The sequence below is a fragment of the Anaerosolibacter carboniphilus genome (assembly GCF_014205875.1).
GTDB lineage: Bacteria > Bacillota > Clostridia > Peptostreptococcales > Thermotaleaceae > Anaerosolibacter > Anaerosolibacter carboniphilus.
Genome location: NZ_JACHEN010000007.1, coordinates 45,639 through 71,172 on the forward strand (window position 1 = coordinate 45,639; position 25,534 = coordinate 71,172).

26 protein-coding genes are annotated in these 25,534 nt (G+C 37.2%); 23 read left to right on the plus strand and 3 right to left on the minus strand.

Annotated elements, in window-relative coordinates; genetic code table 11:
- Positions 1-3 precede the first annotated feature (3 nt).
- From HNQ80_RS07075 to HNQ80_RS07090, 4 genes are read left to right on the plus strand one after another with little or no spacing between them, the layout of a single operon-like run.
- Positions 4-903, plus strand: coding sequence for a UDP-3-O-acyl-N-acetylglucosamine deacetylase (locus HNQ80_RS07075; protein WP_184309592.1), 900 nt, complete (start codon positions 4-6; stop codon positions 901-903).
- Entirely contained in the window at positions 848-1,936 is a 1,089-nt protein-coding gene (locus HNQ80_RS07080; protein WP_184309594.1) for a DegT/DnrJ/EryC1/StrS family aminotransferase, read from the plus strand. The genes HNQ80_RS07075 and HNQ80_RS07080 overlap by 56 nt, the downstream gene beginning before the upstream one ends.
- Positions 1,929-2,483, plus strand: coding sequence for an ATP-grasp domain-containing protein (locus HNQ80_RS07085; protein ID WP_207726903.1), 555 nt, complete (start codon positions 1,929-1,931; stop codon positions 2,481-2,483). The genes HNQ80_RS07080 and HNQ80_RS07085 overlap by 8 nt, the downstream gene beginning before the upstream one ends.
- 56 nt (positions 2,484-2,539) lie before the next feature.
- Positions 2,540-2,704 carry a hypothetical protein gene (locus HNQ80_RS07090; protein ID WP_330602785.1) on the plus strand — a complete coding sequence of 55 codons (165 nt, stop codon included), beginning with the start codon at positions 2,540-2,542 and terminating at the stop codon, positions 2,702-2,704.
- A gap of 223 nt (positions 2,705-2,927) precedes the next feature.
- Here HNQ80_RS07090 and HNQ80_RS07095 read toward each other — a convergent pair whose 3' ends face one another.
- Positions 2,928-4,088, minus strand: coding sequence for a L,D-transpeptidase family protein (locus tag HNQ80_RS07095; protein ID WP_184309598.1), 1,161 nt, complete (start codon positions 4,086-4,088; stop codon positions 2,928-2,930).
- Positions 4,089-4,382: 294 nt separating this feature from the next.
- On the opposite strand from HNQ80_RS07095, the gene HNQ80_RS07100 reads away from it, so the two are divergent.
- From HNQ80_RS07100 to HNQ80_RS07135, 8 genes are all read left to right on the plus strand, one after another.
- A complete protein-coding gene (locus HNQ80_RS07100; RefSeq protein ID WP_184309600.1) occupies positions 4,383-6,218 on the plus strand; it encodes a UbiD family decarboxylase in 1,836 nt (611 codons plus the stop codon).
- 190 nt (positions 6,219-6,408) lie between these two features.
- Positions 6,409-6,960: a GNAT family N-acetyltransferase gene (locus HNQ80_RS07105; protein WP_184309602.1), complete on the plus strand. Its 552-nt coding sequence runs from the start codon at positions 6,409-6,411 to the stop codon at positions 6,958-6,960.
- Positions 6,961-7,218: 258 nt separating this feature from the next.
- The gene (locus HNQ80_RS07110; RefSeq protein WP_184309604.1) at positions 7,219-9,282 is read left to right on the plus strand and encodes a BglG family transcription antiterminator; all 2,064 of its coding nucleotides are present in this window, start codon (positions 7,219-7,221) and stop codon (positions 9,280-9,282) included.
- 190 nt (positions 9,283-9,472) lie between these two features.
- Positions 9,473-9,907 (plus strand): PTS sugar transporter subunit IIA, encoded by a 435-nt coding sequence (locus tag HNQ80_RS07115; protein WP_184309605.1) that lies wholly within the window; start codon positions 9,473-9,475, stop codon positions 9,905-9,907.
- A gap of 57 nt (positions 9,908-9,964) precedes the next feature.
- Entirely contained in the window at positions 9,965-11,347 is a 1,383-nt protein-coding gene (locus HNQ80_RS07120; protein WP_184309607.1) for a PTS ascorbate transporter subunit IIC, read from the plus strand.
- A gap of 86 nt (positions 11,348-11,433) precedes the next feature.
- A complete protein-coding gene (locus HNQ80_RS07125) occupies positions 11,434-11,724 on the plus strand; it encodes a PTS sugar transporter subunit IIB (RefSeq protein WP_184309609.1) in 291 nt (96 codons plus the stop codon).
- Positions 11,725-11,759: 35 nt separating this feature from the next.
- Complete coding sequence (locus HNQ80_RS07130; RefSeq protein ID WP_184309611.1) at positions 11,760-12,596, plus strand: transketolase; 837 nt, start codon at positions 11,760-11,762, stop codon at positions 12,594-12,596.
- A complete protein-coding gene (locus HNQ80_RS07135) occupies positions 12,596-13,561 on the plus strand; it encodes a transketolase family protein (protein ID WP_243183029.1) in 966 nt (321 codons plus the stop codon). Before HNQ80_RS07130 ends, HNQ80_RS07135 begins: the two co-directional genes overlap by 1 nt.
- A gap of 137 nt (positions 13,562-13,698) precedes the next feature.
- Here the strand turns inward: HNQ80_RS07135 and HNQ80_RS07140 are convergent, their stop codons facing one another.
- Positions 13,699-14,241: a GNAT family N-acetyltransferase gene (locus HNQ80_RS07140; RefSeq protein WP_184309612.1), complete on the minus strand. Its 543-nt coding sequence runs from the start codon at positions 14,239-14,241 to the stop codon at positions 13,699-13,701.
- Between the two features lie 144 nt (positions 14,242-14,385).
- Here HNQ80_RS07140 and HNQ80_RS07145 point away from each other — a divergent pair, with 144 nt between their 5' ends.
- The 5 genes from HNQ80_RS07145 (at position 14,386) to HNQ80_RS07165 (ending at position 17,962) form a co-directional block, all read left to right on the plus strand.
- Positions 14,386-14,733: a winged helix-turn-helix transcriptional regulator gene (locus tag HNQ80_RS07145; protein ID WP_184309615.1), complete on the plus strand. Its 348-nt coding sequence runs from the start codon at positions 14,386-14,388 to the stop codon at positions 14,731-14,733.
- Between the two features lie 586 nt (positions 14,734-15,319).
- Entirely contained in the window at positions 15,320-16,060 is a 741-nt protein-coding gene (locus HNQ80_RS07150) for a polymer-forming cytoskeletal protein (protein WP_184309617.1), read from the plus strand.
- A 15-nt stretch (positions 16,061-16,075) separates the two neighbouring features.
- On the plus strand, positions 16,076-16,705 hold the full coding sequence (locus HNQ80_RS07155) for a YhbD family protein (RefSeq protein ID WP_184309619.1): 630 nt from the start codon (positions 16,076-16,078) through the stop codon (positions 16,703-16,705).
- 12 nt (positions 16,706-16,717) lie between these two features.
- On the plus strand, positions 16,718-17,458 hold the full coding sequence (locus HNQ80_RS07160; protein ID WP_184309621.1) for a polymer-forming cytoskeletal protein: 741 nt from the start codon (positions 16,718-16,720) through the stop codon (positions 17,456-17,458).
- 138 nt (positions 17,459-17,596) lie between these two features.
- Positions 17,597-17,962 (plus strand): ribosomal maturation YjgA family protein, encoded by a 366-nt coding sequence (locus HNQ80_RS07165; protein WP_184309623.1) that lies wholly within the window; start codon positions 17,597-17,599, stop codon positions 17,960-17,962.
- Between the two features lie 236 nt (positions 17,963-18,198).
- Here HNQ80_RS07165 and HNQ80_RS07170 read toward each other — a convergent pair whose 3' ends face one another.
- The gene (locus HNQ80_RS07170; RefSeq protein ID WP_184309625.1) at positions 18,199-18,942 is read right to left on the minus strand and encodes an SIMPL domain-containing protein; all 744 of its coding nucleotides are present in this window, start codon (positions 18,940-18,942) and stop codon (positions 18,199-18,201) included.
- A 285-nt stretch (positions 18,943-19,227) separates the two neighbouring features.
- Between HNQ80_RS07170 and fliB the strand changes: the two genes are divergently transcribed.
- From fliB to HNQ80_RS07200, 6 genes are all read left to right on the plus strand, one after another.
- Entirely contained in the window at positions 19,228-20,475 is a 1,248-nt protein-coding gene (gene fliB, locus HNQ80_RS07175; RefSeq protein WP_184309627.1) for a flagellin lysine-N-methylase, read from the plus strand.
- Between the two features lie 45 nt (positions 20,476-20,520).
- The gene (locus tag HNQ80_RS07180) at positions 20,521-20,934 is read left to right on the plus strand and encodes a hypothetical protein (RefSeq protein WP_184309629.1); all 414 of its coding nucleotides are present in this window, start codon (positions 20,521-20,523) and stop codon (positions 20,932-20,934) included.
- A gap of 67 nt (positions 20,935-21,001) precedes the next feature.
- Positions 21,002-21,913: a hypothetical protein gene (locus HNQ80_RS07185; RefSeq protein ID WP_184309631.1), complete on the plus strand. Its 912-nt coding sequence runs from the start codon at positions 21,002-21,004 to the stop codon at positions 21,911-21,913.
- 424 nt (positions 21,914-22,337) lie between these two features.
- Positions 22,338-23,219, plus strand: coding sequence for a carbohydrate ABC transporter permease (locus tag HNQ80_RS07190; protein WP_330602788.1), 882 nt, complete (start codon positions 22,338-22,340; stop codon positions 23,217-23,219).
- 7 nt (positions 23,220-23,226) lie between these two features.
- Positions 23,227-24,123, plus strand: coding sequence for a carbohydrate ABC transporter permease (locus HNQ80_RS07195; RefSeq protein WP_184309830.1), 897 nt, complete (start codon positions 23,227-23,229; stop codon positions 24,121-24,123).
- A 132-nt stretch (positions 24,124-24,255) separates the two neighbouring features.
- A complete protein-coding gene (locus tag HNQ80_RS07200; RefSeq protein WP_184309636.1) occupies positions 24,256-25,527 on the plus strand; it encodes an HlyD family secretion protein in 1,272 nt (423 codons plus the stop codon).
- Positions 25,528-25,534: the final 7 nt, after the last annotated feature.

Sequence of the window (25,534 nt, forward strand, 5' to 3'; positions counted from 1 at the left end):
GAAATGTATAATCAGACAACGATTCAACATCCTGTTTCTTTAACGGGTATTCGTATAACTGGCGAAGCGGATGCAAAAGTTTCTTTTTATCCTGCCCCACCGAATACGGGTATTGTATTTATCCGTAGGGACCTACCAGGCCGCCCTAAAATAAAATGCTCATTGAAAAAAGCAAAAGTTGAATATCGATGGACTTCTCTTGTCCACGGAAATGTTCGTATTGAACATACGGAGCATGCGCTGGCAGCCATATCAGGATTAGGTTTGGATAATATGTTTATCGAGCTGGCTCAGCCGAGTTTGCCTGTAATGCCGGATTACAGCAGCAAAGACTTTACTCAGGCGCTGTTAAGCGCTGGGTTAGTGCAACAACCATTTAAACAAAAAAAGATTAAAATACATAAACCGATTGTTGTCTTCAAACGGGAAAAGTTTGGAAACGCGAAAAATGAAAAGCTGATAATGGCTCTTCCTTACGATGGGTTTAAATTAACCTATGTCCTTGACTATCCTGATCTTCCACAGTTATCTCAATATGCTGAAATAAATATTACCCCTGAAACTTTTGCTAAGGAATTGGCGGAAGCCCGTTCTTTCATCATTGAGTCGGAGGTAGAAGAAGTTGTAAATTTGACTGGAGAAGCTAGTTCAAATGTTTTAGTGGTGAAATCAGGATCAGAGCAGGGAGAATGGTTGTGGCCGAATGAACTTGCCCGGCATAAAACGTTAGATCTTCTTGGGGACCTTAGTTTGCTTGGAGAAAGGATTATAGGACATGTGATCGGTATTCGATCGGGACACCGATTAAACCTTGCGTTATGTAAAAAAATTTGTAGGGAGTGTAAAAATGATTCCTTTGGTGAAACCCATGGTTGGTATAGAGGAACAAATGCTGATGAATGAAGTTCTTTTCAGTGGAAAGCTGGCCCAGGGAGAATATGTAGAAAAGTTTGAAAGAGATTTTGCATTATATCTGGGCAGTAATTATTGTGTTGCAACCTCTTCTGGAACCTCCGCTCTTCATATAGCTTTATTGTCATCAGGTATTCAGCCAGGCGAAAAAGTAATAACCACACCTTTCTCATTTATTGCGACAGCCAATGCAATCCTTTATGCACAAGCAGTTCCTGTCTTTAGTGACATAGAGCTGCAGGATTATAATATTTCTCCCCAATGCCTGCTAGATACGATCAAAAAGCATCCGGATTCAAAAGCAATGATCATCGTTCATCTTTACGGGCATCCAGCATGTATGGAGGAGATCATGGAGATCGCTAATCAATACAATCTGATTGTAATAGAGGATTGTGCACAAGCCCATGGTGCTTCCATAAATGGAAAGAAAGTTGGAACTTTTGGGCACTTTGGTGCTTTTAGTTTTTATCCTACAAAAAATATGACCTGCGGTGAAGGCGGTATGATTACGACCCAGGTGAAAGAGATGGTCCAGAAAGCTAGAAGTTTAATAAATCATGGTCAGACAGCTAAATATCACCACGATTTACTTGGGTATAATTATAGAATGACAAATATACATGCAGCAATAGGTATAGAACAACTGCATAAGCTACCTGGTTTTAATGAAAGACGCAAAGAAATTGCGAAGCGTTATTCTAGGGAGATAACAAACCCAGCTTTTATGAAGCCCATATGTTTACCAGGTTTTGAGCATGTATATCATCAATATACCCTTGCGGTGAATAACCGGAATCGTTTCATAACGTTTCTTGAGGCCAAGGGTATAGGGTATGGTATCCATTATCCCAAAACGATTCCTGACCAACCCCTATATCTGCAAAGAGAAAACCTTGGATCTTTCACAAATGCCCGTAAGGCTGCCGAAAGGGTAGTTTCAATACCCGTTCATCCAGCGCTAACAGAACAGGAGGTTGATTACATCATCAGTAATTTGCAAAAATACGCAGAAAATGAATAGTGCCTTAAGGGTACTCGTTACAGGTGCTGGTTCTGTATACGGACTTGGCATCATCAGGGCTCTTAAGGCGTCCGTGCTGCCTATTGAAATTTTAGCAGTGGATGTCAATCCATATTCGTTAGGCCTATTTATTGCTGACAAATCCTTTATTGCTCCCCGCGTAGCAGATGAAGAAAGCTACTACATATTTATCGAGAATCTTTGTAAAAACTATCAGGTTAGAGCAGTATTTATTGGTTCGGGAACGGAACTTTCATTTTATTCAAGAAAAAGAACATTGATTGAAAAGTCTACAGGCGCTAAGGTGTTTGTAAGCTCTCCTACCGTCATCAAAATTTGCAGCGATAAATGGTTAACAATGGGTCGTCTGTCACGGGCTGGCTTTCAGATACTGGAAAGTATTCGATATCCTGAAGATACGAATAAGCTTCCTTCATTTTTAAAAAGCATGAAATTTCCCATGATCGTTAAGCCTCGTGTTGGGCACGGCTCAGAAGGGGTTACGCTCGTAAAGCATATGGGGCGATCAATATTTAGCTGCGTCTGAAGGATGGGAAGCCAGTAATTCTCGAAATAAATCCTCGGTTTAGCAGTTCTACTGGTATGAGGTTACTATTAGGAATAAATGAACCGGAGAGTTTGATTCGCGCAGAGTTGCTTTCTCAGGAGGTTATACCCGAGCACCCAAAGACTGGCCTGCTATTGAGACAATACACGGATTACTATTTTCCACTAACTAGACTTAAAGAAATTAGAAATGACTTTTAATGGGTAAAAAATAAAAGAAGTTATTGAGATTGCAGAAAAACATGACTTGCAACTTATCCTGTTGTAATTGTAGAATTTGCTATGATATCTGGACTGGATGAATATGAGCAGATGGCAAAACAGACATTAGAAGTAAATGAAATGTAGACTAAGTTGCATGACAAGGGAAGGTTCTGTGATACATGACATAGAACCTTCCCTTGTCTTACCACTTCCTCTTATTTTACACTACATGCACCCCTGTACCATCTTTGATATGATCGTAAACCCACTTCGCGTCATCTACGCTCAATCGAATACAACCATGGGAAAGGGATTGGCCTAGGCGTGAATCTACAATTTTTTTCCCCTTAGCATCAAATAAAATAGAGTGGAAATAATAATTTCCAAAGAATCTAACTTTGTATTTTGCTTTTACTTTTCCATCATAGGAAGTAAGCCATGGAGCCCTGCCATTGATTTCAAAATTGCCCTTAACAGTAGGTGTAGACGCTTTGCCATCTGTGCAAATCATTGTTTTACTAAGATGCCAATTCTTATTCTCCCCTTCGAAAACATAGATTAAATTCTTGTCTGTATCCACCCACATATAATGGTTTGTTTTACTACTAAAATCTCTTTCGTTCATCATTGCTTCTAGCTGCTCTGTTTCTGAAACAGTCTTTTCATTTATGATAATTTCCTCGGTATATTCGTTTACGCATTTTCCAAACCGATCTTTAACAAATACACGCCCCTTATAGACGCCAGGTTCACTAGGTGTATAATGAATGCTGTTATTCTGACTAAGTAATCCGTCAAAGGCTACCGCTGAATCTTTGAATATATACCAATGATATACTAAATCTTCACCTTCTGCTGAAACAGAAAAAGTAAGGGGAGTGGAGACAGGCTGCTCACCATTTTTATCTACTGAAACAGAATGAATTGTAGCAGGACGAACAATCGTAATGTGCTCCGAATAATTCGTTGCAGTAGTTCCATTTTGATCTTTAATGGTTACAACAGCTTGGTACGTTCCTGCCTCATTCATCGTAAATTCTAAAAAGTTCTCTCTACTATAATCCTTTTTATAGATCTCATCAAAGTCTTTAAGCAAAACCCATTCATACGTGAAATTTTCCCCTTCATAAACCGTTGTAAATCTTACTACGGTTCCAATGATCTCAATGCTGCTTTTATCAAATGTTATTGAATTGACCCTTGGGGAGCCTTCATTCGTAACTGTTATATCCTCATTTGTATTATTAAGTTTAACTTCTTCAATAGTAGATGCATCTTTATTTTCTCCATGTACCTCATTAACTGATAAAACCTGCACTTGAAGCAATACTGAAATAAAAATCAGTGCATAATAAATCGGATTTTTGCGTTTACAGAACATAGTCTCCTCCCATAGTTTGATAATTTACCTACAAGTAAATATATGTATCTTCTAAGGGGGGTATGAATGAATAAATTTTTAGCTATGCATTGATATGGAAATCAAGTTTTCAATGTAAATTACAACTTAGGTTGTATCTTTAAACAGTCCTCGCTTGCACGCTTTTATGATATGCTGTTATCAGCTTATTTGTGTTATACTGATTATAATAAATGGGAATAGGTGTATAGAGAGCAATGGCTACATTAGAATGTGTATGATTAAATTTAGCGAAAGAAATGGGGATAGTAAAGAATGTATCATAATTTAGAAGAATGTATTCTAGATTTAGAGAAAGCTGGTCAATTAGTTAGGATACATGAAGAAGTCGACCCGAATCTTGAGATGGCAGCTATACATATGAGAGTGAACGCAGCTGGGGGCCCTGCACTGTTATTTGAAAATGTAAAAGGCTCAAAATTTCGAGCGGTATCTAATTTATTCGGTAACTTGGAGAGAAGTAAGTTTATTTTTAGGAATACGTTAGATGCAGCAAAGGACGTGATTGCGTTACGCAATGATCCAATGAAAATATTGAAAAATCCGTTTAAATACTTCAGTACAGGGTTGGCAGCTTCAAAGGCACTTCCTTTGAAAAAAGCAGGTAATAAATTGGCTGGATTTCAGGAAATACAAATTTCTGATCTTCCCCTGATTCACCATTGGCCAGATGATGGAGGGGCATTTATCACTTTGCCTCAAGTTTATTCAGAAGATCCAGAAAAACCTGGGATTATGAACAGCAATTTAGGAATGTATCGTGTTCAGCTTAGCGGCAACGATTATAAAATGAATAAAGAAGTTGGGTTGCACTATCAAATTCACCGTGGGATTGGCGTGCATCAAGAGAAAGCGAACAAGCTTGGTGTTCCGTTAAAAGTGAGTATTTTTATTGGAGGGCCCCCTGCCCATACACTAGCTGCAATCATGCCATTACCTGAAGGGCTAAGTGAAATGACATTTGCTGGTTTGCTTTCTGGGCGTAATTTTCGTTACTGCTATGTTGATGGGTATTGCATTAGTCTCGATGCTGATTTTGTAATTACAGGTGAAGTTTATCCCGGTGAAACGAAGCCGGAAGGCCCTTTTGGGGATCATATTGGATATTACAGTCTTATTCATGATTTTCCTTTAATGAGGGTGCATAAAGTATTCGCTAAGTCCAACGGGATTTGGCCGTTTACAGTTGTTGGTCGTCCCCCTCAGGAAGATACTGCTTTCGGAGATCTTATTCATGAGCTAACAGGCCATGCGGTAAAACAAGAAATTCCTGGGGTGAAAGAAGTCCATGCTGTAGATGCAGCTGGAGTTCATCCGCTGCTATTTGCAATCGGAAGCGAACGCTACACACCGTATCAAAATGTCAAACAACCAGCTGAACTTCTCACCATTGCAAATCGAATTTTAGGAACAGGACAGCTAAGCCTAGCCAAATATTTATTTATTACGGCCGAAGAGAATCAACCATTAGATACCCATAAAGAGATAGAGTTTCTAACATATATACTTGAACGAATCGACCTTCAGCGTGATATTCATTTTCAAACGAATACAACGATCGATACCCTTGATTATTCGGGAACGGGGTTAAATACAGGTAGTAAAGTGGTAATTGCAGCCTACGGTGACTCAAAAAGAAACTTGTGCCAAGAAGTTCCAGAACAGTTGAAGGGTTTGCGTGATTTTAGAAATCCGCGTTTCGTGATGCCAGGGATTATCGCCATCGAAGGACCAGCGTTTTCAAGCTATCAGCAAGCAGAAAAGCAATTAGACGAGCTGTGCTCGGCTATTCAGACGAGAGGCACGATGTCAACTTGTCCAATGATTATCCTTTGTGATGATAGTTCATTTATGAGTGGCTCCCTTCAGAACTTTTTCTGGGCAACATTTACGCGAAGTAACCCTTCACATGATATTTATGGCGTGAATAGCTATTATGAAAACAAGCACTGGGCCTGTGACAATATGATTATCGATGCTCGCTCGAAGCCACACCATGCACCACCACTAATTCCTGACCCGTCAGTAGAAAAGAAGATCGAGCGTTTGTTTGTAAAGGGAGCAAGCTTAAGTAAAGTAAAAGTAAATTGATTGAAGCATATACATAGATTGGAGTAGGAAGAAAAATATGTTATGGCATAGTTGCCGCCTTAGTAGCAACAGTTGGATGGGACAAATATCATGTTTTTGGTGCATCAATGGGTGGTATGCTTGCTCAAGAGCTGGCAATAAGATATCTAGAGGCTGTGAAATGAGTTTCTTGGAAGGAGTGTCCAATACGATGATTAATGATTTATTAATAAGCAATCCCACCCAAGCCGATGTAAAGGCAGCTTATCAGATTTTTGAAACAGCAATTTCTGATGCGTTTGAAAAAGAGGGGCTTGGGTTTTTAAGAGAAGAGATTCACAGAGAAATAACGCATAAAAAATATTTGCTAGACGCTTCCCTTGACAAGCCGGATTCAGATATATATTTCCTAATTGCGAAACAAGATGAGACTGTAGTCGGTACAATCTCCTTTGGGCCATGTGGTGAGGATATAAAAAAATGCACTGAAAATCAGCTCCAAAGCGTAGGTGAACTAGGCAGCCTTTACATCTTGCCGGGCTATCAGGGACAAGGTGTGGGCTCGGCATTAATCAATGCTATGGTGGCGCATCTGTCTAAACAAGGGATTGATCAATTTTGTTTAGACAGCGGCTACAAACGTGCGCAGAAAAGGTGGCTAAGGAAATTTGGAGTGCCCTACAAAGTGGTAAAAAACTATTGGGGACCCGATTCCGATCACATGATCTGGCTTTGTAAGGTGATTGATTTTATAAAAGAATGATAGTAATGAAGATATACAGTTTTTAATTTGCAAAGAGAAATAAAAGTCATGAAAATAAAAGAGAGACACACACGCAGCAAATAGTAAGGAAATCTATGAAAGGCATCTATCGAAAAGATAGATGCCTTTCATATTCCTGTACGGGCCCTATTTCTTGTAAAGGCGTGGGCAGTTTAACGTTTGCACAATATACTTACAAAGATTACGCTATAGTTTGATTTTGGTTTTTGATAGAATGAAGCTGAAGGGGTGATCATTATGATTCATTGGCAGTTGGATACGAGATGTAAAACGATTTTAGAATTATTAATAAGCCGTGAAGATTATATTTCCATTCAAGAAATTGGAAAAATATTAAATATATCGAAGCGAAGTGTTTATTATGATCTAAGCAAGATGAATGACTGGTTGAATATGCAGCACATATCTGAAATCCAAATTGAACGAAATAAAGGAATATATCTTACATCGATAACACGGCAAAAGATCAGAGAATTAATAAATAATGTAAGCCAATCATCTTATTATACATTATCCCCAAAAGAGAGAACACGTTTGATGATATGCTCATTGCTGGGCTCAGCGAAGCCCCTGTTTATTGAGCAATTATGCCTAATATGTGATATAAGCCGCAATACAGCTTTTAATGATTTGAAAGTGGTTCGCCAGAAAATGGAACGATACGGGTTACAATTGAACTTTGAATCCCATGTGGGCTATAAGGTTGATGGTTCCCTTATCAAACAACGGGCGTTATTTTTATACTACTTTCAACCTTTAATTGATCTAATAGCGAATAAGCAAATCTCCAGTATCAATGAACTGTCATTTTATAATGAGACGATTATAAAGGAATATCTTAGAAGGTTAAAGGTTATCGAAGAAAAATTGAATACTACTTATGTGGATGGGATGTTATTATCTCTAGCCACATTGATCCATATCATATTAATGAGAAAAGATAATATTGTGTTTGAAGAAATTGGAGTAGATGAAGTCGTATCTACTGAAGAATTCCAATTGGTTACTCAACTTCTAAACGAGCTGCCGCTATCGGAGCAGGTATACATAGCCATGCATTTACTTGGATCACGGGTTCAAGTTCCGACGATTAAGCCCCAATCAATTGATACCTACAGTTTAGCAGAAAAGCTGGTTCTTGAATTTGAAAGATTAGCTTGTGTGGTTTTCGAGGACAAAAATCAACTGATCAAGCTGCTGTCATATCATCTAAATATGTCCATATATAGGTATCGCTATGGGATTCAGATTGGGAATCCACTTATGAGCGAAATTCAATCCAGCTATCCAGATCTATTTGATATTACACGTAAAGCATGTAAGAGCCTTAGGCATAGTTTGGGAACGCCTATTCCTGATAGTGAAATAGCTTACATCACCATGCATTTTGGAGGATCTCTTCGTAAAAAAAATTATGGGAATGCAAAATGCAGGGTACTAATCGTCTGTCCGAATGGGATATCTACTGCAAATATGCTCAGGGTAGAAGTAGAGAGCCTACATACTGATATAGAAATAACTGCAATGATACCGGTTAGGGAAGTAGAAAATTATTATGATAAAAGTGATCTTATTATTACGACAGTAGATATGGACTGTCCGATTCCCGTGGTAAGAGTAAATCCGGTTATATCAGAAGAAGATCGAGTCCGAATCCTTTCAAAAGTAGTACAAAAGATATCGAGGAATATTACGAACAATATTACGTTAGAAAAAGTCTTTAGAATCGTAAGAGAATATGTTCATCCGCAAAATCATGACAAACTGAAACATGACTTGTATAAGGCTTTTCAGGGTGTTCCGATGCAAGCTTACAAGTCAACTTCCTCTATTCGATTAATGGATGTTACCATGACGAGTCGCATTCAATATAAAAAATCAGTACAGGATTGGAAAGAAGCTATCAGAGAAGCATCTAACCCCTTGCTGTTCGAGGAAATAATTGAACCCGGATATATTGAGGCCATGATAGCGAATGTTGAGAAATACGGCCCCTATATCGTGATCGCACCCAAGTTAGCATTAGGGCATGCATTGCCGCAAGATGGAGTAAATTCCCTAGGACTATCCTTATTATGTTTAGAAGAACCCGTATCATTTTTTCACATACCTGTGTACATTATCTTTATCTTGGCACCTATAGATAAAAGCAGCCATTTAGGGATCATGAGGGATATGATGGAGTTGTTTGCTGATGAAGAAAACACTGATAAATTTCTGGAAAAAAGAAACGCTCAGGAGATCTTGGCGTTTATAAAAGATCATATCAAACAAGAAGCAATCATTCCATATGAAGATTAAAAGATTATATTTGACATGAACCGAGCACTGCTAAAACTTGACTTCCCAGTATTCGACAAAAAGAGCAATAGTATTTTTTTGCACATTTTATAGTGTAAACATTGTTCTTCACAATAAAGGACGCTTTACTTAAAATAAAAGTAATAGAACGTCCTTCTCTAAGAAAAATCAATGAAACGGAGGACTAAACGTGCACGATCTAATTTCTCTCGAAAACATAGTCATTGTAGACAGGGTAAAGGATTGGCGTGAGGCGATAGAAAAAGCAGTACGCCCGCTCGTTATAAACGCTTATGTAGAGGAGCGATATATACAAGGAATAATAGATAATACTTTGGAATACGGCCCTTATTATGTGCTTGCTCCAAACATAGCTATGCCTCATGCCAGACCTGAGCAAGGCGTTCTCCAAAAACAGATTGGAATCCTACTACTTCGGCAGCCCATTAAATTTTCAGAAGAGGGGTATGATGTTCGCCTTATTATCACATTAGCTGCAACTGACAACAAATCGCACCTAGAAGCACTCCGCAGTTTATCAGGATTATTAGAGGATGATGATTATGTCAGTAAAATAATCAGCGCGCAAAATGAAGAAGAGATCTATCATCTCTTCCAGGTCTGATCTTATTGAGCACCAGCTGCATAGTGCTCAGAAAATAAAAAGGGGGTAGGTTGTTTTATGGGAGGTATTTTAAATTTCACGCAACAGATTCTTTCAACACCATCTTTGCTAGTCGGAGCCATAGCACTTATTGGATTAATATCTCAAGGTAAACCTATTGAAGATGTCATCAAAGGAACGATTAAGACGATTCTCGGGTTTATCGTTATCGGTTCAGGGGCTGGAATACTTGTTGGGGCTTTGAATTACTTTGGTGAACTATTTAATTTTGCTTTCGGTGTTCAAGGTGTTGTGCCCAACAATGAAGCGATAGTCTCTTTGGCTTTAAACGATTATGCTTCTTCAACTGCATTAATTATGGCTTTTGGTATGATTGCAAATATTATCATTGCCCGTTTTTCTCGACTAAAGTATATTTTCTTAACAGGTCACTACACGTTGTATATGGCGGCTTTAATTGCAGTAGTACTAACTGTTGGAGGACTTGATGGATGGCAGCTGATATTAGCAGGATCTTCTGTTTTAGGATTTACCATGGTGTTTTTCCCCGCCCTTGCGCAAAAGACAATGCATAAAATTACCGGGGATGATTCAATCGCATTTGCACATTTTGGAACGCTAGGTTATGTTTTTTCAGCATGGCTAGGCGATAAGTTAGGAAATAGATCAAAATCTACAGAAGATATAAAGTTCCCAAAACGATTATCTTTTATGAGGGATACCTCTGTTGCCATTGCATTGACAATGTTTCTATTTTTCTTAATCGTTACTTTTTTAGCGACTACCCATGCTGATTTTGATCCAGCAATGATTGGAGGCAATAACTGGTTCTTATTTTCAATTATTCAGTCATTAACATTTGCTGGGGGCGTATATATCGTGTTAGCAGGTGTACGTTTATTGATTGCTGAAATCGTACCCGCATTTAAAGGGATTTCAGAAAAAATTGTACCAGATGCAAAACCAGCGCTGGACTGTCCTATTGTTTTCCCATTTGCAGAAAATGCCGTACTTCTAGGCTTTTTAGTATCCTTTGCTGGCGGTCTCGTTGGACTTAGCATTTTAATATTGCTTGGCGGCTCTTTGGCTTTAATCCTTCCAGGAGTAATCCCCCATTTCTTCTGTGGTGCAACAGCAGGTGTTTTTGGAAATGCTACAGGAGGACGAAAAGGAGCGATCATTGGAGCTTTTGGTCACGGTCTTTTGATTACCTTCTTGCCAGCATTTCTGATGCCAGTTCTCGGTTCTCTTGGATTCGCCAATACGACGTTTTCAGATGCTGACTTTACAGCCGTAGGAATCGTCTTAGGAAATATTGCAAGAGCGATACAAGGTTATGGACTATTGGCCATATGCATTGCCTTACCTTTAATTCCAATTATTTATAACATTGTTTCTCCAGCAAAGATAAATAATCCAGCAGAAAATAAGGGTGCTTAAAACACCCTTTCCTTTCCTTTTATTTCAAGTTGAAAACGATGAGAAATGAAAGGATTTAATAAGACAACATAATAAGGAGGGAAAACATGATCATTAAGAAAATACAATGCGCATGTGGAAGTGGTCTGGGATCTTCATTTCTTGTAGAAATGAACGTTAAAAAAGTTCTAAATAAATTAGGGATAAAAGGTATTGAAGTAGAGCATAGCGCAGCCACAGATGTATTCAAAGGAAGTGCTGATCTATTTGTATGTGGAAAAGATATGTACGATGTTCTTTCTAAATTTGGTCCTTGCATCACCCTTACGAATATTATTTCTTTACCTGAACTTGAAGAAAAGTTAAGTGCATTTTTAAAGGAGAAAGGTGTTATCTAATCGATAGCACTTTTTGATTGGAGGATTGATCAAATATGAGCGACTTGAAAAAACTATCTACGAAAATCCGTTTAGAAGTTTGTAAGATGCTAAAGCATAGAGGGTTTGGGCATTTAGGAGGTTCTTTGTCAATCATAGAAACATTGTCCGTCTTATATGGTGATGTGATGAAAATAAATCCCCAAAATCCAAATTGGGAAGAAAGAGACTGGTTTATTCTATCTAAGGGTCATGCAGGACCAGCTTTATATGCTACATTGGCAGTCAAAGGATATTTTCCCCTTGAAATGCTAAATACCTTAAACAATAACGACACGAGGATTCCTTCCCATCCCGATCGATTAAAGACTCCGGGAGTTGATGTAACCACAGGCTCCCTTGGGCAAGGTATTTCACTGGCTGTGGGCATAGCCAAATCTTTTCAGATTAGCCAAAAACCCAATAGAGTATATACCATTGTAGGAGATGGTGAATGCAATGAAGGACAGGTTTGGGAGGCTTTTCAATTTGCAGCACATCATAAACTGTCAAATTTAATTATTTTCATTGATGAGAATCATAAACAACTGGACGGACCAACAAAGGATATTATAAATTCATTTGACATGAAAGAAAAAGTGGAGGCCTTTGGATTTGCGGTTAAGAGGATAAGCGGAAATGATGAATTAGCGATAAAAAATGCAGTTCTTGAAATGTTCGAAGTGAAGGATAAAGCTTGCTGCATTATTCTGGATACCATCAAAGGACAAGGAATTAAATATTATGAAATGCTTAGTGACAATCATCATATTCGGTTTTCCGGTGAAAGTGAATTTCAGCTTGATTTAGCGATTGAAAAGCTGAAAGAGGAACTAGAAAGGGAGGGTAGATGATGATGTTCAGTTTAGCTGAAAAACAACAACCAAAAGAGCTTAGAGAAGTCTACCAGGAAACATTGATGGAAATCATGAAAAACAATATAAATGTAGTCGTATGTGATGCAGACTTAGTGAATGCATCTGGAACCAAGAAGCTATTTGAAACATATCCTGATCGTTGTATCAATATGGGAATAAGCGAAGCAAATATGATCGGAGCAAGTTGTGGGATGTCATTAACGGGGAAGATACCATTCGTCCATACCTTTGCACCCTTTGCCACTCGCCGCGCCTTTGACCAGCTTTATTTATCAGGCTGCTATCAGCAATCCAATATAAGAATATTTGGTTCTGATCCTGGGTTTTGGGCTTTACACAATGGGGGCACCCATACTTCAGTTGAAGATTTGGCTTTAACTAGAGTGGTTCCTAAATTGACGGTGCTGGCTCCAGCAGATGCTGTTCAATTCAAATGGATTTTATACAACACGGTGGATAAGTACGGTATGTATTATTTTCGTTGCCCAAGAAAGTCAGTTCCTGATATATATAGTGATTCTTCAGTATTCGAAATCGGAAAAGGGAATGTAATCCAAGAAGGATCAGATATAGCCATTTTTACCATCGGTGAAATGATCTCTGAAGGAATGAAGGCAGGAGAGATATTAAAAAGTCATGGAATCTCTGCTACGGTAGTGGATATGTTTACTGTAAAACCCTTAGACGAGGAACTTGTGAAGACTATTTCCAGAGGTAAAAAAGTCATTGTCACAGCTGAAAATCATAGCAAAATAGGGGGCCTAGGATCAGCGATTGCGGAAGTATTAGCGGAAAACCCTATCGGAGCTCCATTAATACGAGTTGCCATACAGGATCATTTTGGAGAAGTGGGTACGCCCGATTATTTAAAAAATAAATTTGGATTGGATAGTGACACAATTGTGAAAGGTGTTCTAAAGGCATTAAATATAGCAGTTTAAATCGTATCTAAAAGCTGTTAAAGTCATTAAATTTCTAAACGATAAAGATGTATCCCCGCGTTATCAAGACGCGGGGATATTTCGATGTGAACCCATTGCTTGCCAAGCTCCCATTTGAATATATGTTCATTCAAGGTTTAAGTATTTCTTAACACGGTAATGAACCCATCGAGTATCTGATGACTTATTTTGAATCCTTTACCTTGATAGAATTTTAATGCATTACTGTTCCCATTAGATACAAAGATAAACAAATCGCTTATTGACTTAAATGAATTTAACCAATCCATAGACTTTTCGAACAAAACTGTACCAATGCCAGTTTGACGATAACCCTTTTTTATATAAAACTGAGAAAGACAACCTATGTCATCACTTTTAACGGAATCAAAGTCAAAAAAATTAACAGGTTCAAGGGTAGCAAATCCACCTGAATATGTTTCCTTCGGACAAATGTTGCTATAAGCATATCCTACAATTTCATTATCATCTTTAGCTATGATTATAAAGTTAGCTTTAGCACTTTTGACAGATGGAATCATTCTCGTTTCAAAACACATGTTATCAAACCATTCAGGATGGATATGTGCTTTAGATTTTTGATAAGCCATTAATTCATTACATAAATCCTTAATGCAAATAATATTATCATCAGAAATAATTTCATAATGGATACTCATATTAACCTTCCTTTCGAATTAAAATTTAAAAACATGTTTGATTGATCAATCAGCTTTGATATGATTATATCAGTTACAATTGTTATAACAAGTATGCAGTATTTTCTGTTTAAGGAAGTAAAAACTGAGCATTGGAGTGATATTATGAATGAACAACCATTTTATAAAAACAGGCTGGACAACTGTCCATTGACATTTGCTTTAAACCTTATCGGTGGAAAGTGGAGATTGCCTATCATTTGGGCATTAAGTAAAAATGGAACGATGAGATATAATGAATTAAAAAGGAACATTGAGGGAATTACCAACATGATGCTGACGCAAACACTAAAAGAAATGGAATTGTATGGTATTATAAATCGGAAGCAATTTATGGAAGTACCACCGCGCGTTGAGTATTCACTGACTGATAATGGAGAAAATCTTATTCCAGCCCTCAAAGCACTTGCTAATTGGGGAAATAAAATGAAAAACACTGATCATTCGAAATAGCATAGAATTAGAACTTGCATGCCATTGTGTAGATCTGCTAGGGCTGTGTTTCCCATCCATAAAGCAGTATCTATTTTTTTTTTGCCATCGCTAATCCAGGCCTAGAGCGCAGCACTGGTGGTATCAGGCCAAACGCCTCATATTTTCTTAGCGTGGTAGTGCTAACATCCAGTTTGCGACAATATCAATTGGTCGCCCAGCAATTTGAATTCCTACGCAATTGATATTTTGTCCTATAGAAATTTTCCCTAATACGAAATGAGAGAGAAGTAAATAGGAGATGGGGTTTTTAAAAGCACTCTTTACAGCGTAACAGTGTTATGTTACAATGAAAACGAATAAGAAAAATACTATTGCCTTAAACTATATAGAAAAGCTTAGCTTTTGCTAAAGAACATTGGGATTTGGCGAGAACACAGTGACGCAACAAGCTATATCCCTATTTATGTGTGGAGAATCTATTGCAAATACATTCTCCTAATGTTATATCAAAAAGCTAATTATCAAAAAACAATGGAACATTGTTATATAATCTTAAACTTTGAATAAAGCTTTATAGAAAAATAAATGACTGGAGGAATGAATTATGGAAAATCAAAAAAAATTCGATTTGATTATCTCAGGCATAGGGAGTTCAGCAGGAGGAATTTTTAACAAGGTTCGTATTGATGGTCAGGGAAAAATTAATGGAGATGTAGAATGCGATGATTTTAGCATAAGCGGAGTAGGAAGCGTGGAAGGCAGCGTCAAAACTAAAATGGGCAAAATCAGTGGAAAAGGTGGAATAAAGGGCAACTTGCAATCAGATGAATTTAGAGTCGATGGTTGTGCAAATATCGGTGGCAGTATAGAAGTTAAAGAAATCAGATTTGAAGGTGTAATTGATATTAATGGCAGTATTGACGCTGAGACTGTTGAGAATAAAGGTGTTATTACCATTAAAAAAGACTGTAATTCAGAAATATTTACTTCTAGAGGAGCCTTTAAAATAGGTGGACTTTTAAATGCAGGAAATATAGATATCAGTTTATATGCGCCATGCAAAGCAAGAGAGATTGGTGGAGAAAAAATTGAGATTAATATGGGTCGTTCTTTTAGTTTAAGAAAACTCATTAAATCTATTATCCCAATGCTTGATATTCATGTGGGACTTTGTAGCGAGGTCATTGAAGGAGATGAGGTTTATCTTGAATATACCAAAGCGAAAGTGGTTCGTGGAAATAACGTTATAATTGGAGAAGGATGTGAGATTGAATTAGTAGAATATAAGGGGCTCTTTGAGAAGTCTGATAAGTCTGTTGTAATTGAGAATAAAAAACTAGGCTAAAGAAAGGAGAAAGATATGGAACAAGCGCTAATATCAAAAAAGGAATTGCTGGAGCTGACAGGAATATCCTATGGGCAGTTGTATAGATGGAAAAGGAAGAATCTCATCCCAGAGGACTGGTTTATCAGAAAATCTACATTTACAGGTCAAGAGACTTTCTTTCCTAAAGAAAAGATACTTGCCAGGATCGCTAAGATTAAAGATATGAAAGACGATTTATCTCTGGACGATTTGGCGGACATTTTTTCACCAAATTTAGCTGAGATTATTTTGAAAAAACAGGAGCTTTTAGAACGCAATGTTGTTAGTAAAACGGCTGTAGAGGTTTATATAGAAAAGATGGGGGATACCGATAACTTTACCTTTGACAAAATCCTGTATGTGTATATACTAGATAAACTGCTTCAATCAGGAGAGATTAGTTTGGAAGAAGGAAAAAGCCTTTTACAAACAATGGCGGATAACTATAAGAAGTTTGAAGGAAAGCACTGCGAACTGATTTTTATACGCAAGATGGGGATCTCGACTTTCTTGCTGACATTGATTCCAAATGAGATTTATTTCGAAAGCAGTACAAAAATTGTTACCAGTCTTAATTTGGCAGATTGTATAGAAGAGTTGAAAATCAAGGTAGGTGCCTTATAGGAGGGATTCGTGATGGAAAATAAAGAAAGACAGAATTTAAATCTGACTGGAAATGGAACTGTAGCAGGCGGTGTATATAATAACGTAAAAATAATCGGTGAAGAGACAATTCATGGGGATGTTGACTGTATCAGCCTGAAATTAACAGGAACATGCGATATTCGGGGGAATGTTCAGGCAAGAACGGCCAAATTAGTAGGTACTGCAGAGATTAAAGGGAATTTGAAAGCAGAAGAGCTTACAGTTGTTGGTAATATTAATATCGACAATAATATTGTTGTGAAAGAATTAAAGATTACCGGTGAATCGAAAGTAAAGGGGAATGTCTTAGTAGAAAGAGTAAGTATATTCGGTTTTCTAGATATAGATGGCGAATGCACCACGGAAACCTTCATTGTAAAGGGACCTTTTAAAATTGGCGGACTGTTGAATGCTGGTAATGTTGATATAGAGATGCACTCTAAATGTCATGTTAAGGAAATTGGGGGGGAACGGATCAACATTAGGCGAGGTACGGATATGCTCATCAAAAAAATTGTTAAATCTCTTTACATGCCGAGGGATTTTTATCTTGGGCAGCTTTTAACGGACAGCATTGAAGGCGATGAGATCTACCTTGAATACGTTAAAGTGAAAGTTGTGCGGGGAAACAACATCGAAATTGGTCCTGGCTGTGAAATTGACCTGATTGAATATAAGAATACCTTGAAACAGCATGAGTCTTCAAGTGTTGGAAGCAAAAGAAAGGTTTAAAAGGATATGATTCTATGAACCTGTATTTTTTTCCTTCTTTTAAGACCATGGCGTAATGAATGTTGAAGACATTCAAAATATACTAAAATACAAAACAGAAAATCTGATATAATGGTGAATAGGATTGGAGATGGGCCTATGAAGATTAATAAAAAGTATTTATTTACTTTTTTGATTCTGCTGATAATCGAAATTATTATTGCACTTTTTGTGAATGATACGATTATACGACCATTAGTTGGAGATATTTTGGTAGTTATTTTAATGTACACCTTTATAAGAGGATTCATATCAAAATCAATAAAGCTTTTACCTTTGTATCTATTCTTATTTGCTGCGGCAGTGGAAATGGCTCAATATTTTCACATTGTAGATTTATTGAACTTACGAGATAACAAATTAATTTCTACAATTATCGGAACGACATTTGACCAGAAAGATATTTTGTGTTATCTAATTGCTGCTGTCATTTTGTTTATATGGGAGAAGCTAGAAAAAAGATAGGTATATATCCATTAAATGAAAAGTCATAATTTAGTATTAAGGTGTGTGTCCGATTCTTTGGTCCGAATAAGGTTGAGACCCGGCCAACAACATGCCCATATAGGGATGAGCAAACCACCCGCTTTACGGGTGGTTATGATTTTAAATTATGGAAGTGTATTTGTATCAGAGCGCATTCTTTGAAATGAAAGCTTTTGTTGCTGTTTAGTTTAAAATGCTGCTATTTTCACCGTTTTTTATTTCACCTCAAAATCACATGTTACAACAGAGGTAATTTCTTTTTCTATGGAAGTAGTGTCATTAATGCCATAATCTGATATCTCATCGGAATACAAAGGTGTTATTTGAAATACGCCTACATTGGCTGAGCTTAACTTTCCTACCTTATTGCCTGTAGTTGAAAGCATTTTCTCAGCCCTTGCTTTTGCATCCTGCGTTGCCAATGCAATCATATCAATTTTTAAATCAGCAAGCTTTGTGTAAAAATATTGAGGTGCATTTGATTGAAATTCTACACCTTCATTGATTAAATCTGTAGCATTACGAGAGATATCGGTAATCTTTTGTATTTCATTGGATTGGATTTCAACATTTTGATACAGCCGATAGCTATCAATCTGGTTCGAATATGTACCGTTCATAAGCATCACATAATTTGTACTGGTAGTAATAGACGAGAAAACGATATCTTTCTCTTTAATTCCTTGTTTTATCAGGTAATCTCTTACCTTTCCTTCACTATCCTTCAGACTCTTATACGCATCTGAAAGACTTTGGGATTGTGTACTGAAAGAACCAGTCCATACCACTAAGTCCGAAGTAATTTGTTTCTTTGCCGAACCTTTCACAGATAGTGTATTGTCCGGACCTTTCACTTCTTTTATTCCTATCGTAATGATATAGGATGAAATAACCAACCCTGCTGCTAAGATAAATGATACGAGCACCCATACAACATTTTTATTTTCTTTATCCAGCATTTTTTCTTCCCCCTTTCAAATCATCTGCTAATTTATGATGTAATAGGATTCTTCTATCTAAATACTAGCATATATATTTTTTAACATGGTTACAAATTATTTACACTTTCTATATATTGCTAAATAATTGCATGATTTTCTCCCAGAAGCAAGTGCCGATGATTTTAAAAAAGAAATAGATGCTCAATATGGTATAATCAAATGAGAAGCTCCATGGTTTTCATCGAGGGAGGTATCGAAAGTCTTATTTAGCATTAGTTATGGGGATAGGAAGAGAAAAAGGGGATGAGAATAATACAAGATAACACATTTAAAATATTACAGCCTAGGTATTATAGTAAGTTTCAGTGTGACCCAATCAAATGCTACGAAACATGCTGTGAACGATGGAAAATAATCATTGACAAAAGTACCTATCAAAAATATATTCAGAGTGAAAATGCCACCATCAAAGAGATTGTAAAAACGGGACTTTCTATAAACGAAACATCTGTAAATGACGACGACTTTGCAATCATTCATCTAAATAACGAAATGGGATGTCCGTTTTTAAATCAGAATAATCTTTGCGAAATATTCATCCACATGGGAGAGAGTAGTTTGTCAAAAACGTGCAAGAGTTACCCTCGTGCTGTCATCTTAGTAAACGATGTGATAGAACGGGGATTAGAAATGTCTTGTTCGATTGCTGCGGAATTGATTTTGCTAAATGAGAGCGGAATCGAATTCGAGCTTGTTATGGACGCCGTAAAGTTGAATGACATTTATATAGTTTCACCTACCATAGAAGATTCGAGGCAAATCGAAATCATCAAAGAAATCAGAACAACGGTGATTAATCTTCTACAGACTCGTACAGTTGAGTTGAGTGGAAGAGTAGCCATTGTAGGCTCCTTCTTGAATCAAATAGTAGGCAGCATTGATTTTTCAAATATTCATCACGAAGAAGCACTATCTAAAATTAAAGAGGCAAAGTCCCTTATTAACCTAAGAGAATTTAAAACCACGAAAAATGACCATCAACTGCAAGACATACGACAGTTTGATTATTTAAATACCATACTTTCAATGAAGTTTAAAGAGGGTGACAGCATCAGCTTTTTTTCAAAGCGATATATTGAGTGCTTAATGCAAGTTCTAGATGCCTTTGGAAGAATCAAAAATAAGGAGTTAGAAAAGCACTATAAGAGAAACTTTGAAAAATATTTAAAGCCTTATTTAGATAAAAAATCCTATATCTTAGAGAACTTTCTTGTAAATTATGTTTTCATTTATGGCGTAGAACTCTTTAAATCGAATGACATTTGGACTTCGTATTTGAAAATATGTGTGATTTACGGCTTGATCAAATTCAACTTAGTTGGACTAGCGACCTATCATAAAGGAATGAATGATGACTTGGCCCTTAAACTGATTCAATCCCTATCAAAAACGATTATTACCGATAAGAGCTATTTGGAGTCGGTCATTAAATATCTAGAAAGAGAAAAACTAGTTGAACTTACCAAGGTAACAACACTTATTACAGATTGATAAAGGAATTATGCTTACAGCATAAAAAATAGAAAGGATGTTAATATGAATACAATAACCTCTGAAGCATTAGATGCATGTCTAAAATATTGTGAAATTACGAAATTATCCGCTACTAATTATGGAACCTTCATTAGAGCCTTAGTGTACACCATGAATACAGAATTGCCTGTTGAGATTGTCGATAATGAAACGGGCCGTATTATGAAAGCCCAGCTGAAGTTCTTCTCAATAACATATACAGAGGGGCAAGAGGGAGTCTTGGATAATTTAAATATACAGTATATCGTTGTGGGAGAAGAAGCGTTGAAAACCTTAAAATTTGAGAAAATAGGGACAGTCAATGTAATTCAGGATAAAAAGAGCAATGCCCGCACCTTTTATAGATATTATATAAATCTAAATAAAAGTGTGAGCTATAGATTTACCTTTAACAGAAGAATTTCTAAAGCTAAATAACTTATTGAACATAGGGAAATGCTGCTGCAAAGTGAAAAGCATGATATAGGGGTAGGGGGGCGAAAGAGTGAATGAGAATGATGCAAGGGACCAAGGTTACAAATTACCACGATGGGTTATTGCGATTTTGATTATATCATTATCGCTTAACGTAGCGACTTATTTTAGAGTCGACTCACTGAAGCAGGAAATTAGAAATACTCAAAACGATATCAGCACGCTTAGCGGTTCTATTAACGGTAGTGTCTCCAGTAGCATGAGTCAAATAAATGAAATGTTGAAGAAGGAATCAAGCCTTATAACAGAGTTTAAATACGAATTTGGCGAATATAAGGATAAAAGAATTGATTTATTACTTAATGTAAAGCCCAAGGTATATACAGCAGGGGATAAACTATATTTTTCATATAAGACAGATAATGAACGCCCTGCGCTTATAGAAGCCCAATCCCTAGACAACATAAATTTTGAGTCGAAAATAAACGTGTCTATTTTGGATAATATTGATATAGACTTGATTATTGATAATGGGGCAAGTAGAAAAACGGAAAAGCTGGAAAGCATATATCGCCCTGCAGAGAAATTTACTGCCAGATTGAGTGCCAATCCCCTAGGGGGATCTATGACCTATAACAAGGAGAAAAGTGCTCTTATGATTTCTTACGGCTTTGAACTATTTGATGCAGGCACCGATATGAACGAATACATCCTTAGTGATGTAAAACTTTCTATTGTGGTAAATGACAAGAAGATTGCCACTGAGCCGATTCCAAATGTTGGTGAGCATTACTATAGCATTCAGTTGAAAGATTACAGGATTCCGTGCAAAATAGGGGATCAGGTAGATATATATATTACGGCTAGGGACAACAAAGGATTTGACTATAGTTCTCTAGTAGAGTCCTGGAAACTAGAGGAAAATGGGGCCATAGGGCAAGGCGATAAGATGATGGAAATGGGCAGAGTTGAAATTAGATAGGTATGTATTATAATAATATACCAGCAGGTATATGCATACGAATTAAAACATACCATGCCGTTGTATTAGGGGAAAAGTGAATAATATAGCTGAAAGGCACCTCTGCTGATTCATGAATCAGCAGAGGTGCTTTTTTATAATAAGAAAGTATACTTTCTTATACTATAAAAAAGCAGGGGTGCAGGGGAAGTATTCCCATGCCGCAATCAGAGGGGATTCGTCACCTGAAAACCATCAACAAAATGAATAGAAAGGCAGTGAACTTTTTATTAACTATCAGAATAGTCATTGACAGGAGGTGACTATTCTGATAGTATTGACTTATCATATGACTATTGAAATAGTCATTAAAATGAAATTACATATGCACTATTAAAATAAGCTATATGGTTTCGAAATGAATGATACCACAGGGGGATGGATGATGTCAGTATTATTAAAGTCAGGAAAAAAATATAACAACAAAGCAGCACTACTCTTTCTGGCACCAAGTCTTATCGGGTTTTTACTTTTTTTCTTTATACCCTTTATAGGTGGACTTTATTATTCTTTTGTAGATAGTCCCATAGGTGGCAGTTTCGTTGGACTGGCAAACTATATAGACCTCTTGAGAAATCCTATTTTCCTAAAGGCGGGATATAATACGCTGGTTTTTACAGTGATTAGTGTCCCTCTCAATATCTTATTTTCTCTTGGCCTTGCCTTACTGCTTAATAGGAAGATTTACGGGCGGAATATTATACGTATGGGATTCATTATACCCTTGGTGGTTCCAGTGGCATCGGTGGTTCTTGTATGGCAGATATTGTTTGATATGAATGGTTCCCTCAATGCCTTTATGTCATGGCTTGGATTATCACCGATAGACTGGATGAAGACTGATCATGCCATGATTGTGGTTGTAATCGTCTATTTGTGGAAGAACATTGGTTATAATATGGTGTTGTTCCTCGCAGGCCTTCAGAATATACCACCGGAGTATTATGAAGCAGCCGATATTGATGGAGCAAGCAATTGGCACAAGTTTACCAATATCACGCTGGTTTATCTTACACCTACAATGTTTTTCGTATTTGTGATGTCCATCATTAATTCTTTCAAGGTGTTCAGGGAGGTATATTTGATTTCCGGTGCATATCCTCATGATAGCATTTACATGCTGCAGCATTATATGAACAACAAGTTTGCCTCCCTAGATTATCAGATGCTAACATCAGCTGCTTTTATCATGGCTGTTTTCATTTACATACTAGTACTGTTTTTATTCAAAATTCAAAGAAAAATCAGCAGTACAATAGGAGGATGATAAAGTGATGCAGATTACCCGGAATATAAAGAGAAGACTTGGAAAGACAGCACTATCTGTTATACTGCTTGCTATGGCTGGCATACTCTTGTTCCCTCTCATATTGACAATTACCAATTCCTTTATGAGCGAACAGGAAATAGAAAATAGCTACAGCATGGTAACTTCAAACGATTCAAACCAACAGGACAATCCTTTTTCCGGTAAGTATGCCAGTGTCAAACTAATACCCAACATGGTGACCGTCAAACAATATTATACAGCCTTGATCAAAAGGACACAGTTTCTTATTAAGTTCTGGAATTCAGTGATCATAGTAGCTCCCATCATATTGGGACAGATTCTTGTTTCATCTATGGCTGCATATGCCTTTGCAAAGATAGAGTTTATTTTCCGTGATAAGCTGTTCTTTACATATATCATTATCATGATGATGCCGTTTCAAGTCACTCTGGTACCCAACTATATTATGGCCAGCAAACTGGGACTAGTGGGAAGTTATTTATCCATCATACTGCCAGGTATATTCGGTACATTCGGAGTGTTTTTGATGAGACAGTTTATGATATACATTCCGGATGCCTATATAGAATCCGCAAAAGTAGATGGTGCCAGTCAATTCAAGATTTTTTTCAGTATTATTCTTCCCCTATCGAAAACAGGACTTGCTGCACTTGCCATTCTAGTTTTTATAGACAACTGGAATATGGTGGAGCAGCCGTTAATATTCCTACAGGATGCGAATATGCACCCGTTGTCAATTTACTTGTCCAATATCAACAAAGGGGAGATGGGGATAGCTTTTGCCGCGTCGACGATCTATATGCTGCCGATGCTACTGGTTTTCCTTTATGGAGAGAATTACTTGGTGCAGGGTATTCAGCTCTCAGGACTTAAAGGTTGATGTTCATATTACCATTTACAATGTGGTGTCATTCTGAACAATAGTGAAGGATGACATTGGAAAAGTGGGTAATTTAAGTCCGACTTAAGTATCTATAAAGACACTATTAGAATTGGAGGTAGAACAAAGAATATGAAGGCATTAGATGGAGATGCAACGATAAGAAAAAAAATAACGGGAAAGGCAACGGTAATATTCCTTTCAGTAATGATTGTTTTAACCTTTTTTTCAAAAACCATAAACAACTTTACATTACCAAAGGTGACATATGAAACGCCTGCAAATGGGGCACTAATCAAAGAAGCTACAGGTACCGGAAAGGTGCAGGCAAAAACAATCCACGATCTGTATGTCCGTACCAGCATGAAGGTGACAGGTCTTATGGTGGAGGTTGGAGACTCGGTAACACAGGGGCAGCCACTGTTAACCCTTAACACAGCCGATGTAGAAAATCAATTGAAGGATGAACAGGACAAATATGCCCAAAAAAAATTGCACCTTGAAAAACTCATAGAAGCCAGTTCGCCTGACAATCTGCTGACTTTGGATAAAGCAGTTCAAACTGCCCAGCAGAATGTAGAGAAAGCCCAAAGGCATTACGACAGTAGTAAAAGCCTTTATGAAGTTGGTGCGATATCTGCAAATGATTTTGCTGATGCGAAACCAAATCTTGATAATGCCAAGATGGATTATGAAATAGCAAAAAACAACAAGGATAAAATAATAAACGATTATAGAAAAGATATTGAAAGCACAAAACTCGAAATAGATATGATAGAACGGAAAATAGCTGAACTAACCAAAGAAATGAACATGAGCACAGTGACAGCTCCCTGCGATGGAATCGTCACCGAATTGTATTATTCAGAGGGAATGACGGCCACTGCTTCTCAACCAGTATATAAAATTGCGGACACCAAAGGGGGATTCCAATTTGTAGCCACTGTCAATATAAGTGCTGCTGAATACCTGGGGTCAGGTGACACGGCCGAAATATCCATAAATTCATTAAATAACAGGAGTATACAGGGTAAAGTAAATCAAATCAAAGACAATCAACAGCAGATTGGTGTGAAAAAGGATGTGGTAATCGATATTCCTTCCGAGGGGGTGATTGGTGGAGAAATCGGTACAGCTGCCATCAAAAAGAATATCGGATCCTATAATGTCCTTGTATCTAATTCAGCAGTGGGGCAGGATAATGACGGACATTTTGTATACGTGTTGAAGGAAAGAGAAGGTCCCCTTGGAAATGAATTTTATGTGCAAAAAGTATCTATCAGCATCGGTGACTCAGATAACATAAAAACCGCAGTTTTGAGCGGTATAACCGCCATGGATAAAGTCGTTTCAAACAGTGATAAGCCGTTATCTGATGATTCCCCCGTTATGCTCGCCAATTAAGGAGTGA